Below are 12,229 nucleotides of genomic sequence, written 5' to 3'. Positions count from 1 at the left end.
GGGGAAGGTCTTGGCGACGCCGGCATTGTTGATTTTTAAAATATGGATGATTGAATATCTACAGAGTTACCAACGATGGTCGTGTCTCAGACCTTGAGAATCCGTTCGCCGCGGCCGATGCCGGAGCCGCCGGTACGCACAGTCTCAAGAATCGCCGCACGGTCGATCGAGTCGATAAACGCGTCCAGCTTGCCCTTGTTGCCTGTCAATTCGATGGTGTAGGTCTTTTCGGTGACATCAATGATGCGACCGCGGAAGATGTCCGCAGTGCGCTTCATTTCTTCACGCTCCTTGCCCACGGCACGTACCTTGATCAACATCAGTTCGCGCTCGATATGCGCGCCTTCAGTCAGATCCACGACCTTCACCACCTCGATCAGGCGGTTCAGGTGTTTGGTGATTTGTTCAATCACGTCGTCCGAGCCGCTGGTCACGATGGTCATGCGCGACAGGGTCGAATCTTCGGTGGGTGCAACGGTGAGCGTTTCGATGTTGTAGCCGCGTGCGGAGAACAGACCGACGACACGGGACAATGCGCCGGCTTCGTTTTCCAGCAGTACAGAAACAATATGGCGCATTACAGATCCTCCGAACCCAAGAGCATTTCAGTCAAACCCTTACCTGCCTTGACCATTGGCCAGACGTTTTCGGTTTGATCCGTAATGAAGTTCATGAAGACCAGCTTGTCTTTCATGCCGAACGCTTCTTTGAGCGCACCGTCCACATCGCCCGGCTTTTCGATCTTCATGCCGACGTGGCCATAGGACTCGGCCAGCTTGGTGAAATCGGGCAAGGAATCCATGTACGACTCGGAGTAGCGCGAACCGTAATCGATTTGTTGCCACTGGCGAACCATACCGAGGAAACGGTTGTTCAGCAGAATGATTTTTGGCGTCAGGTGGTATTGCTTGCAGGTCGCGAGTTCCTGAATGCACATCTGGATCGACGCTTCGCCGGTGATGCAGGCGACGGTCGCATCGGGATTGGCCTTCTGCACGCCCATGGCGTATGGCAGACCGACGCCCATGGTGCCCAGGCCGCCGGAATTGATCCAGCGGCGCGGCTTGTCGAAACCGTAATACTGCGCGGCCCACATCTGATGCTGGCCGACGTCGGAGGTGATGAAGGCATCGCCCTTGGTGATGTCCCAGACGTTCTTGATCACCGCCTGCGGCTTGATGAACTCGTCCGAGGTTGCGAACTTCAGGCAGTCGCGCTCGCGCCACTTGTTGATCTGCTTCCACCAGTTGGCCAGCGCAGGCGCGTTCGGCTTGGTTTCGGCGGCATCCAGCTGGGTCAGCAATTCCTGCAGCACGTCCTTGACGTTGCCGACGATAGGAATGTCGACCTTGACGCGCTTGGAAATCGACGACGGATCGATGTCGATATGGATGATCTTGCGCGCGTTGGAGGCGAAGTGCTTCGGATTACCGATCACGCGGTCATCGAAGCGCGCGCCGATGGCGATCATCACATCGCTGTGCTGCATCGCCATGTTGGCTTCGTAGGTACCGTGCATGCCCGGCATGCCGACGAACTTGTCGCTGGTCGAGCGGTAAGCGCCCAGGCCCATGAGCGTATTGGTGCAAGGGAAACCGAGGCGATCCACCAGCTTGTTGAGCTCGGGAGCGGCATTCGCGAGAATCACGCCGCCGCCGGTATAGATCATCGGACGTTCCGCTGTCAGCAGCAGTTGCAACGCCTTGCGGATCTGACCGGAATGGCCTTTGTCGACCGGCTTGTACGAACGCATTTCGACGGTTTTCGGATACTCGTAGGCACAGGTGTGCATCGAGATATCCTTCGGAATATCGACCAGCACCGGGCCCGGACGGCCGGTGGTGGCGATATAGAAAGCTTTTTTCATCGTCTCTGCGAGGTCTTTCACATCCTTCACGAGGAAGTTGTGCTTGACGCAGGGACGTGTGATGCCGACGGTGTCGCATTCCTGGAAGGCGTCCTGACCGATGGCGGTCGAAGGCACCTGGCCGGAAATCACGATCATCGGGATCGAATCCATGTACGCGGTCGCCAGGCCGGTCACCGCATTGGTGACGCCGGGACCGGAGGTCACGATGCAGACGCCGACTTTTTCGGAACTGCGCGAATAGGCATCCGCTGCATGCACCGCAGCCTGCTCGTGGCGTACCAGAATATGTTGGAATTTGTCTTGCTTGAAGATAGCGTCGTAGATGTAAAGCACGGCGCCACCAGGATAGCCGAAGACGTGCTCAACGCCCTCTTCAGCCAGGCAACGGACGAGTATCTCCGCACCGGTGAGGTTTTCTGCACTCATTACTACTTCCTTTCAAGGTCCATTGGAGATTGATCGGATGTTCTCTCCTGGCGAAATCGCACTGATCGACCTGCTTCCTGCGGCATCCCTTCTTTGTGCGGTCACGTCATTTCTGCATCTCAACCGTAGTGAGATTCAAAATGCCGCTCAGCGCGACTCGTTCAGCCTTGGTGCAAGTACAACGTTACGAATTTCTCGCGCTTGTGGCGCGGGTTAGAACAAACAGCTTTTTAAATAAAGCGCGTCTTTGACAATCGCTACATTATGCGTAGCAACGGTAAAGACCATAGAACTTCATGTTGATGAAGCGGACTGACACGTTAATGCGTCGCATCATTTTGGTCAAGCGAATTTAGTGCAGCAGCTCGCAAAACCGCCCTGTAATTGTGCTTTTCCGATAAACACCACCACAAACAAGGGCTTTTTTGCTAGCATGCGCTCTGTTACAAATCCGTACATTCCACCAACATGTCGGAACTGCATCCGATTCATCTATTCCCGGCGCTACATCGACAAGCCGTATTGCATGGCAACTGACAAAGAACTCTCCGATTTTCTCGAAAATGTCGAACGCCGCGCCTTCAAGCAGGCTGTCTACGCCGTGCGCAAGGATGAAGTGGCGCTCGATATTGTCCAGGATGCGATGATCAAGCTGGCCGAGAAGTACGGCGACAAGCCGGCCAACGAACTTCCCCTGCTGTTCCAGCGCATCCTGCAAAACACCATCCATGACTTTTTCCGCCGGGAAAAAGTACGCACCACCTGGGTCAGCCTGTTTTCCAGCATTGGCCGCGACAGCGAGAACCAGGAAGACTTCGACCTGCTCGAAAGCTATGAAGCCGAAGAAGGCACCCAGGCCTCGGAATCCAGCGCAGACAAGGTTGAACGCGAACAAACGCTCGCCTTGATCGACGCCGAAGTACAAAAACTTCCAACCCGTCAACGGGAAGCCTTCCTCATGCGTTACTGGCAAGACATGGATGTCGCCGAGACAGCTGCCGCGATGGGATGCTCAGAGGGCAGCGTCAAAACTCATTGTTCTCGCGCAACACACGCCCTGGCTCAAGCTCTCAGGGCCAAAGGAATCACTTTATGAACAACAAAGAACTACAATTTGCTTACCGGGTAAAGCGTGCGCTGGACGCCAATCTGGAACACCTGCCCGAATCGACCACACAAAGCCTGGCGGAAGCCCGTCGCGTGGCACTTGCCCGCAAAAAAACGACCGCACCGGTTCGCGTCGCGGCGTCGCAATTTGCCCTGGCCGGCGCCATGGGCGGCAACTTCACGCCCTCCTCGTCGTTCTCCTGGCTGGGTCGCCTTGGCGTCGCCATCCCGCTGCTGGCCGGCGTGATGCTGTTTGCCGGCTTGTATGAACACGAACATCAGCAGCGCATCAGCGCCCTGGCCGAAATCGACGCCGGCGTGCTGTCGGATGAACTGCCGCTGTCGGCTTATCTCGATCACGGTTTCAATGCTTATCTGGCGCAGCAAGGCGAATAATTGATGGCAGGCACCCGGACTTCCATGAGCACCGCCGCACGCAACATTCTGGGCTTTACCGTTGCCGCAGTCGTCGCACTGACCGGCCTGTCCGTCCTGACGTGCAAAGCAGTGCATGCGCAAGGCCCGAACACCACGGCGGCAACGCAGCAGCCGGCTTCGGCTACTGCGCTGACCACGCCTTCGAAGATCACCAAGAAACCGGATTCCAAGCCGACCTGGAGTGAACTGACTCCGGTGCAACAGCATGCACTGGCGCCGCTGGCCGGCGAATGGAAGAAGATGGAGTTCAGCAGCAAAGAAAAATGGCTGGTCATCGGCAACAAGTTTGCCGCCATGAGCCCTGCCGAACAGGAGCGCATGCAGAATCGCATGCGCGACTGGGTCAAGCTGACGCCGATGCAGCGCCGCTCGGTGCGCGAAAGCTATACCCGCGCCAAGAAGCTGGACGCCGACCAGAAGTCCGCGCAGTGGAAGGAATACCAACAGTTGTCGGACGAGCAAAAGAAAAAACTGTCGCAAGCCAAGCTGCCCAAGCATGTTGCCGCCCTGCCGCCGACTCCGGCCAAGGCTGCGCCGACAATCCAGTTGCCTCCTGAGGCGCTGGAGCAGACGCTGGTGCCGCCGCCGACAATGGTGACACCGACAGTGGTGACACCGACAACCGCGACGCAGACCGAGGTCAAGTAAGGTATCCGAAGCATCCGGGGCTCGCGCCTCTCGGCAAGATTCAGGAAAACGAAAACGCCATGTCGCGCATACGCCCCGACATGGCGTTTTTGCGTGGCTGCGGGCATGTCAGTTTGCCCTGACTCCCCCACAGTTCGCGTATCATGCTTCCCGGCACACACTTGCCCGCGCGCGACCCCGACCGAAAATACTTGCCACCACCAAGAGAAGAGACCGCCTTGAGTTCCGCATCCACGTCTGCAACAGCAACCCCATCCGCTCTGCCCACACCGTCCCTGCGCCGCCGCCTGTGCAGCATGGTGTACGAATCCATGCTGCTGTTCGGCGTGGTGTTCATCTCGACCTGGATCTTCTCGACCGTCCTTGAACAACGCCACGCGCTCTACCTGCGCCATGCGCTGGAAAGCTGGCTGTTCGTCATCCTCGGCCTGTACTTCATCTGGTTCTGGAGCCATGGCGGCCAGACGCTGGCGATGAAAACCTGGCGCATTCGCCTGGCCGGCAAGGACGGCGCGCCCGTGAAAGCATGGCGCGCGCTGCTGCGCTTCCTGCTCAGTTGGCTGTGGTTCCTGCCGGGACTGGCGCTGGCATGGGCGTTGGGCGCCAAGGGCTGGATGCTGATATGGATTCCCGCTGTCAATGTCGTGGTCTGGGCTGCGCTGATCTACACTGATCCGCAACGCCAGTTTCTGCACGATCGCCTGGCCGGCACGCGGATCGTGGATTTGAATCCGTCCAAAAAGAAACAATAAGCTGCGCTGCAATAAAACGGTCATGCAATCCTGTTACGCTAGTTCTTTCGACCAAAATCAAGAGGCCGTCGCTGCATGATCGCCCGCATTGCCCGAACCCTGCTGCTGACCCAATTCGGCGTGGCCGCCCTGTTCTATCTTCTGCTCGTCAAGCTGCATGTCACCAACGTTCCGCTCGCGGTCGTCCTCAGCCTGGCGATGGTCGGGCTGTTCCGCGCTTCGATCACGGCCAACAGCTTTTTCCTGACCTGGCCCAACCGCGCCAAGTCGGCGCACACGCCTGAACTCACTTGGCCCGGCATCTTCCGGCTGTTTGCCGGCGAATATTGCGCGACCATGGTGTGCTCTTCGTGGGGCATGCCGTTTCAGCGTTTCGACAAGCGCATCTATACCGACACCACTTCATTGCCGGTGCTGCTGATCCACGGCTACGGCTGCAACAGCGGCTATTGGCACTGGATGAGCAAGGCGCTGGAAGAAGCCCACATCACGCATTACGCGGTCGACATGGAGCCGGTGTTCGGCAGCATCGACGGTTATGCGCCGCTGGTCCACGAAGCGGTGCAGCGGCTGGTGACCGAAAGCGGCCAGGACAAGATCGTCATCGTCGCCCACAGCATGGGCGGGCTGGCGGCGCGTGCTTACCTGCGCGACCACGGTTGCGCCAACATCGCCAAGGTCATCACGCTGGGAACGCCGCATCACGGCACCACCATCGCCAACTTCGGCATCGGCATCAACTGCGGCGAAATGAACTGGCTCGGCCGCGCCGAAGAAGGCACCAGCAGCGAGTGGCTGCAAAAGCTCGCCGCCACCGAAGAACCGGCCACGCGCGCCATCATCCTCTCCATCTATTCGCATCACGACAATATCGTCTCGCCGCAAATTTCCTCACACTTGCCCGGCGCCGAAAACGTCCCCATCAGCGGCATCGGCCATGTTGCGCTGGCGCTGAACCCGACCATTCAGGCGCGCGTCGTCGCAGAAATCCATAAGGCGGGGATATAAAAAAACCCGCATGGCAACATGCGGGTTTCGGTGATGCAAGCGCAATTCAAGCGCGGAGTCACTTCTGCGCTTCTTTCGCAGTGTCCTGTATTTTCTGGCCTGCGGCTTCCATCTTTTCACCGGCTTTCTGAGTCAGGTCCTTGGCGCCTTCCTTCATGTCGTCGACGGCCTTGTCCAGCTTCTGGCCGGCTTCTGCAGCCTTCTCCTGCGCCTTGTCAGCCACGACAGCAGCCTGATCGCCGGCGTTCTTCACCGCACTGTCGATCTGCTTGCCCATGGTTTCTGCCGGCCCCGGCGTTTCCTCTTTCTTCTGGCAGGCGGAGATCGCCAGTCCCACCGCGCCGATCGCCAACGCAGCGCCGATTACTTTGATCAATTTCATAGCATCCTCTCACAAGAAAACAGCGGAAAAACATCCTGCCGCACGATAACATGGTGAAGGGACAGCGCGGTATCCAAAACGTAAAAACGGTAATAATTCCCCGCCGAAATAACACTATCTCCAGACTGCCTTCGCCTTACATCAAGGCAAGTTCAGCCTCGGTAAATCCTGCTGCGCGACGCGCTTCCATGTTGAACGGCCCGCGCATCGCCGGCGCCTTGAATTCGACCGTCAGGCGCGCAAACGTCGCAATCGGATCAAGTCCGCGCTGCCCGCACAACCAGCCGTACCAGCGATTGCCGATGGCCACGTGACCGATTTCGTCGCGCATGATGATGTCGAGGATGGCCGCTGCCGCATGGTCGCCGGCCTGCGCCAGCTTGTTGCGCACCGGCGGTGCGGCGTCGAGGCCGCGCGCTTCCATCGTACGCGGCACCAGTGCAATGCGGGCAAGAATGTCGTCTTTGGTTTTCTCTGCCATGTCCCACAGGCTGTTATGCGCGGTGAAATCGCCATAGGCGTAACCGAGCACCTGCAAATGCGCTTCCAGCAACGAGAAGTGGTAAGCCTCTTCGTCGGCCACCTTGAGCCAGTCGACGTAGAACGCCTCAGGCATGTCCGGGAAACGCCAGATCACGTCAAGCGCCAGGTTGATGGCATTGAATTCGATGTGCGCCAGCGCATGGATCATCGCCGCGCGCCCCTCGTCGGTACGCATCGAACGCGACTTCACCAGCAACGGCGACACCAGCTCGGGATGCGCCGGCCTTCCCGGCACAGGAGCATCGGTAAACAACGCAACGTCACGGTCCAACGTCAGCTCACCCGCATGCCATGCCTGCGACATGGCGCGCACGCCGGCCGCCTTGGCCGCGCTGTCGGTGTGGACCAGCCAACGCAGCGCGGCGCGGCGCAATTCGCTCAGGACAGAAAACTTGTCGTCAGGAAAATGGGGGTTCTGAGAGGGATTCACGATCATTTATGTCAGCAGCGGTAAAATGGCGGGTTGATGGAACACGGTTTGTCCCAATATGGATGTCTGTGTTCCCGAATAACCGAGGAGACAATTTTATTATGGCAATTTACAAGTTGGAAGAAAACACGCCGGAAATCGCGGAAACCGCCTGGGTGGCCGAGTCGGCCGTGGTAGTCGGCAAGGTCAAGCTCGAAGAGCACGCCAGCGTGTGGTTCAACGTCAGTATCCGCGGCGACAATGAATTGATCACCATCGGTGAAAACAGCAACGTCCAGGAAGGCGCAGTATTGCACACCGACGTCGGCTATCCGATGCACATCGGCAAGAACGTGACGGTTGGCCACCAGGCCATGCTGCATGGCTGCACCATCGGCGAAGGCGCCCTGATCGGCATCCAGGCTATCGTGCTCAACGGCGCCAGGATCGGCAAGAACAGCCTGGTCGGGGCCGGCGCGCTGGTCACCGAAGGCAAGGAATTTCCGGAGAATTCGCTGATCATCGGTTCGCCGGCCAAGGCCGTGCGCACCCTGAGCGAAGAAGATATCGCCCGCATGCGCGCCGGCACCGACAGTTATGTCGAACGCGCACAATTATTCAAAACCAGTCTCAAGCGCATCGCCTGAAGCGCCCTCGAAGCAAGGCAACAGCACAACTGCACGATGCGGCCGCATGACGCCTCTCGTCAGTCAGTGAGCAACAAGAAAGAAACAATGAAAGATACGCTGCAAAAATTCATGGTGGAAAACGCACCGGTTCGCGGAGAACTGGTGGAGATTTCGTCGACCTGGCAACAGGTGCTGGCGCGTCGCGACTATCCGGTTGCGGTCAAGGCGCTGCTCGGCCAGATGCTGTCGGCGGCGGCGCTGCTGACGGCCAACCTCAAGTTCAACGGCATGGTCGTCATGCAGATCCACGGCGACGGTCCGGTCCGCCTGCTGGTGGTCGAGTGCGACTCCGAGCTGCGCCTGCGCGCCACCGCCAAGCTGGTGGAAGACGCCGAAGTGGCCGACGACGCCACGCTGACGCAACTGGTCAACGCCAACGGCGAAGGCCGTTTCGCCATCACGCTCGATCCCAAGGACAAGATGCCGGGCCAACAGGCTTACCAGGGCATCGTGCCGCTGGACGGCGACACCGTCGCCACCGTCATCGAAAACTACATGCTGCGCTCCGAGCAGCTCGACACCAAGCTGTGGCTCGCCGCCGACGACAAGGTGGCGCGCGGCCTGTTGCTGCAAAAGCTGCCGAACCACGGCGGCAAGGACGTCGGCAAAGCCGCGCCCGAGGAAGAGCTGGAAACCTGGAATCGCCTGTCGATGCTGGGCAACACGCTGCGCGCGGAAGAACTGCTGAGCACCGACATCGAGACGCTGATGCATCGCCTGTTCTGGGAAGAAACCATCCGCGTCTTCGATCCTGCGCATCCGGAATTCCACTGCACCTGCTCACGCGAGAAGGTTGGCAACATGCTCAAGATGCTCGGCCAGGCGGAAGTCGAAGATGCACTTTCGACACAGGAAAAGCTCAGCGTCGATTGCGATTTCTGCGGATTGCATTACGAGTTCGACGCGGTTGATTGTGCGCAGATCTTCCGCACTGAAACACCGGCAGACGCCGTACCGCAGACCGATACGCGTCACTGAGATTCATCTCTGCACGCAAAAATGGCCGCCGCTGGATTCCAACCGCGGCCATTTTCTTTGTGGAGTGAATTGCAGCTTCAGGCCGGAACCAGCAAACCCAACTGCTCTGCATCGAGATAACACCACTCGCCCTCTTCCAGCTCCAGCGCATCCAGCTGCAAACCGCCGATGGCGGTGCGACGCAAGGCGCTGCAATGGTTGCCGGCGGCCGCCAGCATGCGCTTGACCTGATGGTATTTACCCTGCTCCAGCACGATCTCCAGCAGGTGTGCGTCGAGCTTGCGGCAAGTCACCGCCGCCAGCGGCGCCGGTTCGTCGTGCAACTGCACGCCGCCCAGCAATTGCGCGATCAGTTCATCCGTCACGGCATCGTGCGTGGTGGCCGCGTAGACTTTCGGCACATGGCGCTTGGGCGACGATTGCGCATGGATGAACGCGCCGTCGTCCGACATCAGCAGCAAACCGGTGGTGTCGTGGTCGAGGCGGCCGACCGGCTGCACGTCGCGCCACGAAAACTGTTCCGGCAAAATCGTCAGCACGCCCGGATGGTGGCTGGGCTTGCGCGAACATTCGAAATTGGCGGGCTTGTTCAGGGCAATGTAGACGTGTTCGCGATAGACCCATTCTTCGTCGAACAGCGTGAACGCCAATCCTTCGGTATCGGGTGCGAAACGATAGTCGTCGACGAACCGACGACTTCGCCATTGATGGCGACTTCGCCGTCTTCGATCAGCGAACGGCAATACTTGCGCGATCCGAAACCTTGCGACTGGAGGATGCGATCCAGGGTCAACTTGCTCATTGCTTGGGCTTTCTGTCTTGTTTGGGCGTCAATATCTGGCGAGCGATGCCGCGCAGGATATTGACCTCTTCGGTTTCCAGTTGCGTGCGCGCAAACAGGCGCTTGAGGCGCGGCATCAATTTTTTGGGACTGTCGGGCTTGAGGAATTCGATCGCCACCAGCGCTTCTTCCAGATGGCGGAACATGCCCTCGATCTCCGCCACGCCAGCCATCTCACCCTGGAAGCCGATGTCGGTGGCCTGCTTGCGGTCGCCCAGTTCGGCCATGCGGCATTCGTAGGCCAGCACTTGCACCGCCTGCGCCAGATTGAGCGAGGAATAATCGGGATTGGCCGGAATGTTGATCAGCACGTTGCATTGCTGCACCAGCTCGTTGGGCAGGCCGAAACGCTCGTTGCCGAAGATCAGCGCGGCGTTCAGTCCGACATCGCCGGCAATTTGCTCCGCAATCGTGCGCGGCGACACCACCGGCGGCGAAAACTCGCGCAGGCGGGCACTGATGGCGGCGGCGAAATTGCAATCCTGCAATGCCTCCTCGATGCTGGTCACGATGCGCGCGCCGGACAGCACGTCCTGCGCGCCGCTGGCGAAGGCTATGGCTGCGTCCTCCTGGACCGCATTGGGAAAGCGCGGATTGACCAGCACCAACTCGCCGAACCCCATGGTCTTGATGGCGCGGGCAGCCGCGCCGATATTGCCTGGACTGCTGGTTTCCACCAACACGAAACGCAGGCGCTTGAAAACAGAATTATCGATTTTGGGCGTGTTCATTTAAAATAGCGGTATTCGCACGTCAGGAAACATCGTAAGCCGGGCTGTAAGGGATCAAAAACGATCCGGAACACGCCGGGCAATGCCGGTTTGATGACAAACCGGCAATTTTCGGACAGTGCATCGCTCATTAATCTCATAGTTGTGCAAATTTCCGCCGGGTAGCGAACCGGGCGGCGAAGACGCCATTTTAACGGAACCCTCAGGATGCTTATCCCCCCAATGCTCAATACGGCCATCAAGGCCGCTCGCCGCGGTGCCGCCGTCATCAATCGCGCGTCGTTCGACGTCTCGCTGCTCAAGGTCACCAAGAAGCAACACAACGACTTCGTCACCGAAGTCGACAAGGCGGCGGAAGATGCCATCATTGAGGTCCTGAAGACCGCGTATCCCGACCACGCCATCCTGGCGGAAGAGTCCGGCCCATCGGCCAACCTGCACGACGAAAATGAAAACGTCTGGATCATCGATCCACTCGACGGCACCACCAACTTCATCCACGGCTTCCCGCAATACTGCGTCTCGATCGCGCTGCAACAGCGCGGCCAGATCACGCAAGCGGTGGTCTACGACCCTACCCGCAACGACCTGTTCACCGCCTCCAAGGGTGCCGGCGCCTACCTGAACGAAAAGCGCATCCGCGTCAGCAAGCGCGACAAGATCGCCGACGGCCTGATCGGCACCGGCTTCCCGTTCCGCGACATGGACGGCCTGAATGAATACATGAAAATGTTCAAGATCATGACCGAAAGCTGCGCCGGCCTGCGTCGTCCGGGCGCCGCTGCGCTGGACCTGGCCTATGTCGCCGCCGGCCGTCTCGACGGTTTCTTCGAAAAAGGCCTGAAGCCCTGGGACATCGCCGCCGGCTCGCTGCTGGTGACGGAAGCCGGCGGCATCGTCGGCACCTTCAAGGGTGAAGCGGATTACCTGTACAAGGGCGACGTCCTGGCCGGCAATCCGAAGATTTTCTCCCAGCAAGTCAATTTGCTGTCGGAATTCGCATAAGATTCAGGCTTCAGTTCTGCGTTGCAAGCAGCACCAGCAGCACAGGCATCACGATCCGGCCGGAGAGCCGGAGCAGTCACCAAGTCACGCCAGGGAAGCGCCACGATTCAGTCGATTCAGTCGATTTGCCACGCTTCCCTGCCACCCAAGGAGACGAGCATGGCAGTCAATTCCATTCCCGAAGGCTACAGCAGCGTCACGCCGTACCTGATCGTCTCCGACACCGCCAGCGCCATCACGTTTTACAAAAAAGCCTTCGATGCCACCGAAGTCATGCGCATCGACGGTCCCCACAATAAAATCTGGCACGCCGAAATCCAGATCGGCAACGCCCGCGTCATGCTCGCCGACGAATTCATCGAAATGGGCATCCATTGCCCCAAGACGCTCGGCGGCGCCGGC

The 12,229-nt window shown here is 58.9% G+C and carries 14 protein-coding genes and 1 pseudogene; 9 read left to right on the top strand and 6 right to left on the bottom strand.

Features of this window, described 5'->3' with window-relative positions; all coding sequences use genetic code 11:
* Positions 1-86 precede the first annotated feature (86 nt).
* Both ilvN and HLUSI_RS0101725 read right to left on the bottom strand, forming a co-directional pair.
* On the bottom strand, positions 87-578 hold the full coding sequence (gene ilvN / locus HLUSI_RS0101730; protein ID WP_016832327.1) for an acetolactate synthase small subunit: 492 nt from the start codon (positions 576-578) through the stop codon (positions 87-89).
* Positions 578-2,296, bottom strand: a complete 1,719-nt coding sequence (locus HLUSI_RS0101725) for an acetolactate synthase 3 catalytic subunit (RefSeq protein WP_016832326.1) — start codon at positions 2,294-2,296, stop codon at positions 578-580. Before HLUSI_RS0101725 ends, ilvN begins: the two co-directional genes overlap by 1 nt.
* 526 nt (positions 2,297-2,822) lie before the next feature.
* Here HLUSI_RS0101725 and HLUSI_RS0101720 point away from each other — a divergent pair.
* From HLUSI_RS0101720 to HLUSI_RS0101700, 5 genes are all read left to right on the top strand, one after another.
* The gene (locus HLUSI_RS0101720; RefSeq protein WP_016832325.1) at positions 2,823-3,392 is read left to right on the top strand and encodes an RNA polymerase sigma factor; all 570 of its coding nucleotides are present in this window, start codon (positions 2,823-2,825) and stop codon (positions 3,390-3,392) included.
* Positions 3,389-3,799: a DUF3619 family protein gene (locus HLUSI_RS0101715; protein WP_016832324.1), complete on the top strand. Its 411-nt coding sequence runs from the start codon at positions 3,389-3,391 to the stop codon at positions 3,797-3,799. Before HLUSI_RS0101720 ends, HLUSI_RS0101715 begins: the two co-directional genes overlap by 4 nt.
* A gap of 24 nt (positions 3,800-3,823) precedes the next feature.
* Positions 3,824-4,489 (top strand): DUF3106 domain-containing protein, encoded by a 666-nt coding sequence (locus HLUSI_RS0101710; protein ID WP_020372325.1) that lies wholly within the window; start codon positions 3,824-3,826, stop codon positions 4,487-4,489.
* Positions 4,490-4,707: 218 nt separating this feature from the next.
* A complete protein-coding gene (locus HLUSI_RS0101705) occupies positions 4,708-5,241 on the top strand; it encodes an RDD family protein (protein ID WP_414086188.1) in 534 nt (177 codons plus the stop codon).
* Between the two features lie 75 nt (positions 5,242-5,316).
* Positions 5,317-6,249 carry an esterase/lipase family protein gene (locus HLUSI_RS0101700; protein WP_016832319.1) on the top strand — a complete coding sequence of 311 codons (933 nt, stop codon included), beginning with the start codon at positions 5,317-5,319 and terminating at the stop codon, positions 6,247-6,249.
* A gap of 58 nt (positions 6,250-6,307) precedes the next feature.
* On the opposite strand, the gene HLUSI_RS0101695 is transcribed toward HLUSI_RS0101700, so the two are convergent.
* Both HLUSI_RS0101695 and HLUSI_RS0101690 read right to left on the bottom strand, forming a co-directional pair.
* Positions 6,308-6,631 carry a hypothetical protein gene (locus tag HLUSI_RS0101695; RefSeq protein WP_016832318.1) on the bottom strand — a complete coding sequence of 108 codons (324 nt, stop codon included), beginning with the start codon at positions 6,629-6,631 and terminating at the stop codon, positions 6,308-6,310.
* A gap of 136 nt (positions 6,632-6,767) precedes the next feature.
* Positions 6,768-7,610 carry a ferritin-like domain-containing protein gene (locus tag HLUSI_RS0101690; RefSeq protein WP_016832317.1) on the bottom strand — a complete coding sequence of 281 codons (843 nt, stop codon included), beginning with the start codon at positions 7,608-7,610 and terminating at the stop codon, positions 6,768-6,770.
* 95 nt (positions 7,611-7,705) lie between these two features.
* Here HLUSI_RS0101690 and HLUSI_RS0101685 point away from each other — a divergent pair, with 95 nt between their 5' ends.
* Both HLUSI_RS0101685 and hslO read left to right on the top strand, forming a co-directional pair.
* Positions 7,706-8,230, top strand: a complete 525-nt coding sequence (locus HLUSI_RS0101685; protein ID WP_016832316.1) for a gamma carbonic anhydrase family protein — start codon at positions 7,706-7,708, stop codon at positions 8,228-8,230.
* Between the two features lie 87 nt (positions 8,231-8,317).
* The gene (hslO, locus tag HLUSI_RS0101680; protein ID WP_029362997.1) at positions 8,318-9,250 is read left to right on the top strand and encodes an Hsp33 family molecular chaperone HslO; all 933 of its coding nucleotides are present in this window, start codon (positions 8,318-8,320) and stop codon (positions 9,248-9,250) included.
* Positions 9,251-9,327: 77 nt separating this feature from the next.
* On the opposite strand, the pseudogene HLUSI_RS26490 reads toward hslO, so the two are convergent.
* A pseudogene (locus HLUSI_RS26490) lies at positions 9,328-10,052 on the bottom strand (pseudouridine synthase).
* Positions 10,049-10,822, bottom strand: coding sequence for an RNA methyltransferase (locus HLUSI_RS0101670; RefSeq protein ID WP_016832313.1), 774 nt, complete (start codon positions 10,820-10,822; stop codon positions 10,049-10,051). Before HLUSI_RS0101670 ends, HLUSI_RS26490 begins: the two are co-directional and overlap by 4 nt.
* A gap of 207 nt (positions 10,823-11,029) precedes the next feature.
* Between HLUSI_RS0101670 and HLUSI_RS0101665 the strand changes: the two genes are divergently transcribed.
* Together HLUSI_RS0101665 and HLUSI_RS0101660 are read left to right on the top strand one after the other, a co-directional pair.
* Positions 11,030-11,827 carry an inositol monophosphatase family protein gene (locus HLUSI_RS0101665; protein ID WP_029362996.1) on the top strand — a complete coding sequence of 266 codons (798 nt, stop codon included), beginning with the start codon at positions 11,030-11,032 and terminating at the stop codon, positions 11,825-11,827.
* 159 nt (positions 11,828-11,986) lie between these two features.
* Positions 11,987-12,229 (top strand): VOC family protein (locus tag HLUSI_RS0101660; RefSeq protein WP_016832311.1); only part of this gene is annotated, 243 nt, incomplete at its 3' end.

It is taken from the genome of Herbaspirillum lusitanum P6-12 (assembly GCF_000256565.1).
Taxonomy (GTDB): domain Bacteria; phylum Pseudomonadota; class Gammaproteobacteria; order Burkholderiales; family Burkholderiaceae_D; genus Herbaspirillum; species Herbaspirillum lusitanum.
This window is presented reverse-complemented; position numbering and strand designations above follow the sequence as displayed.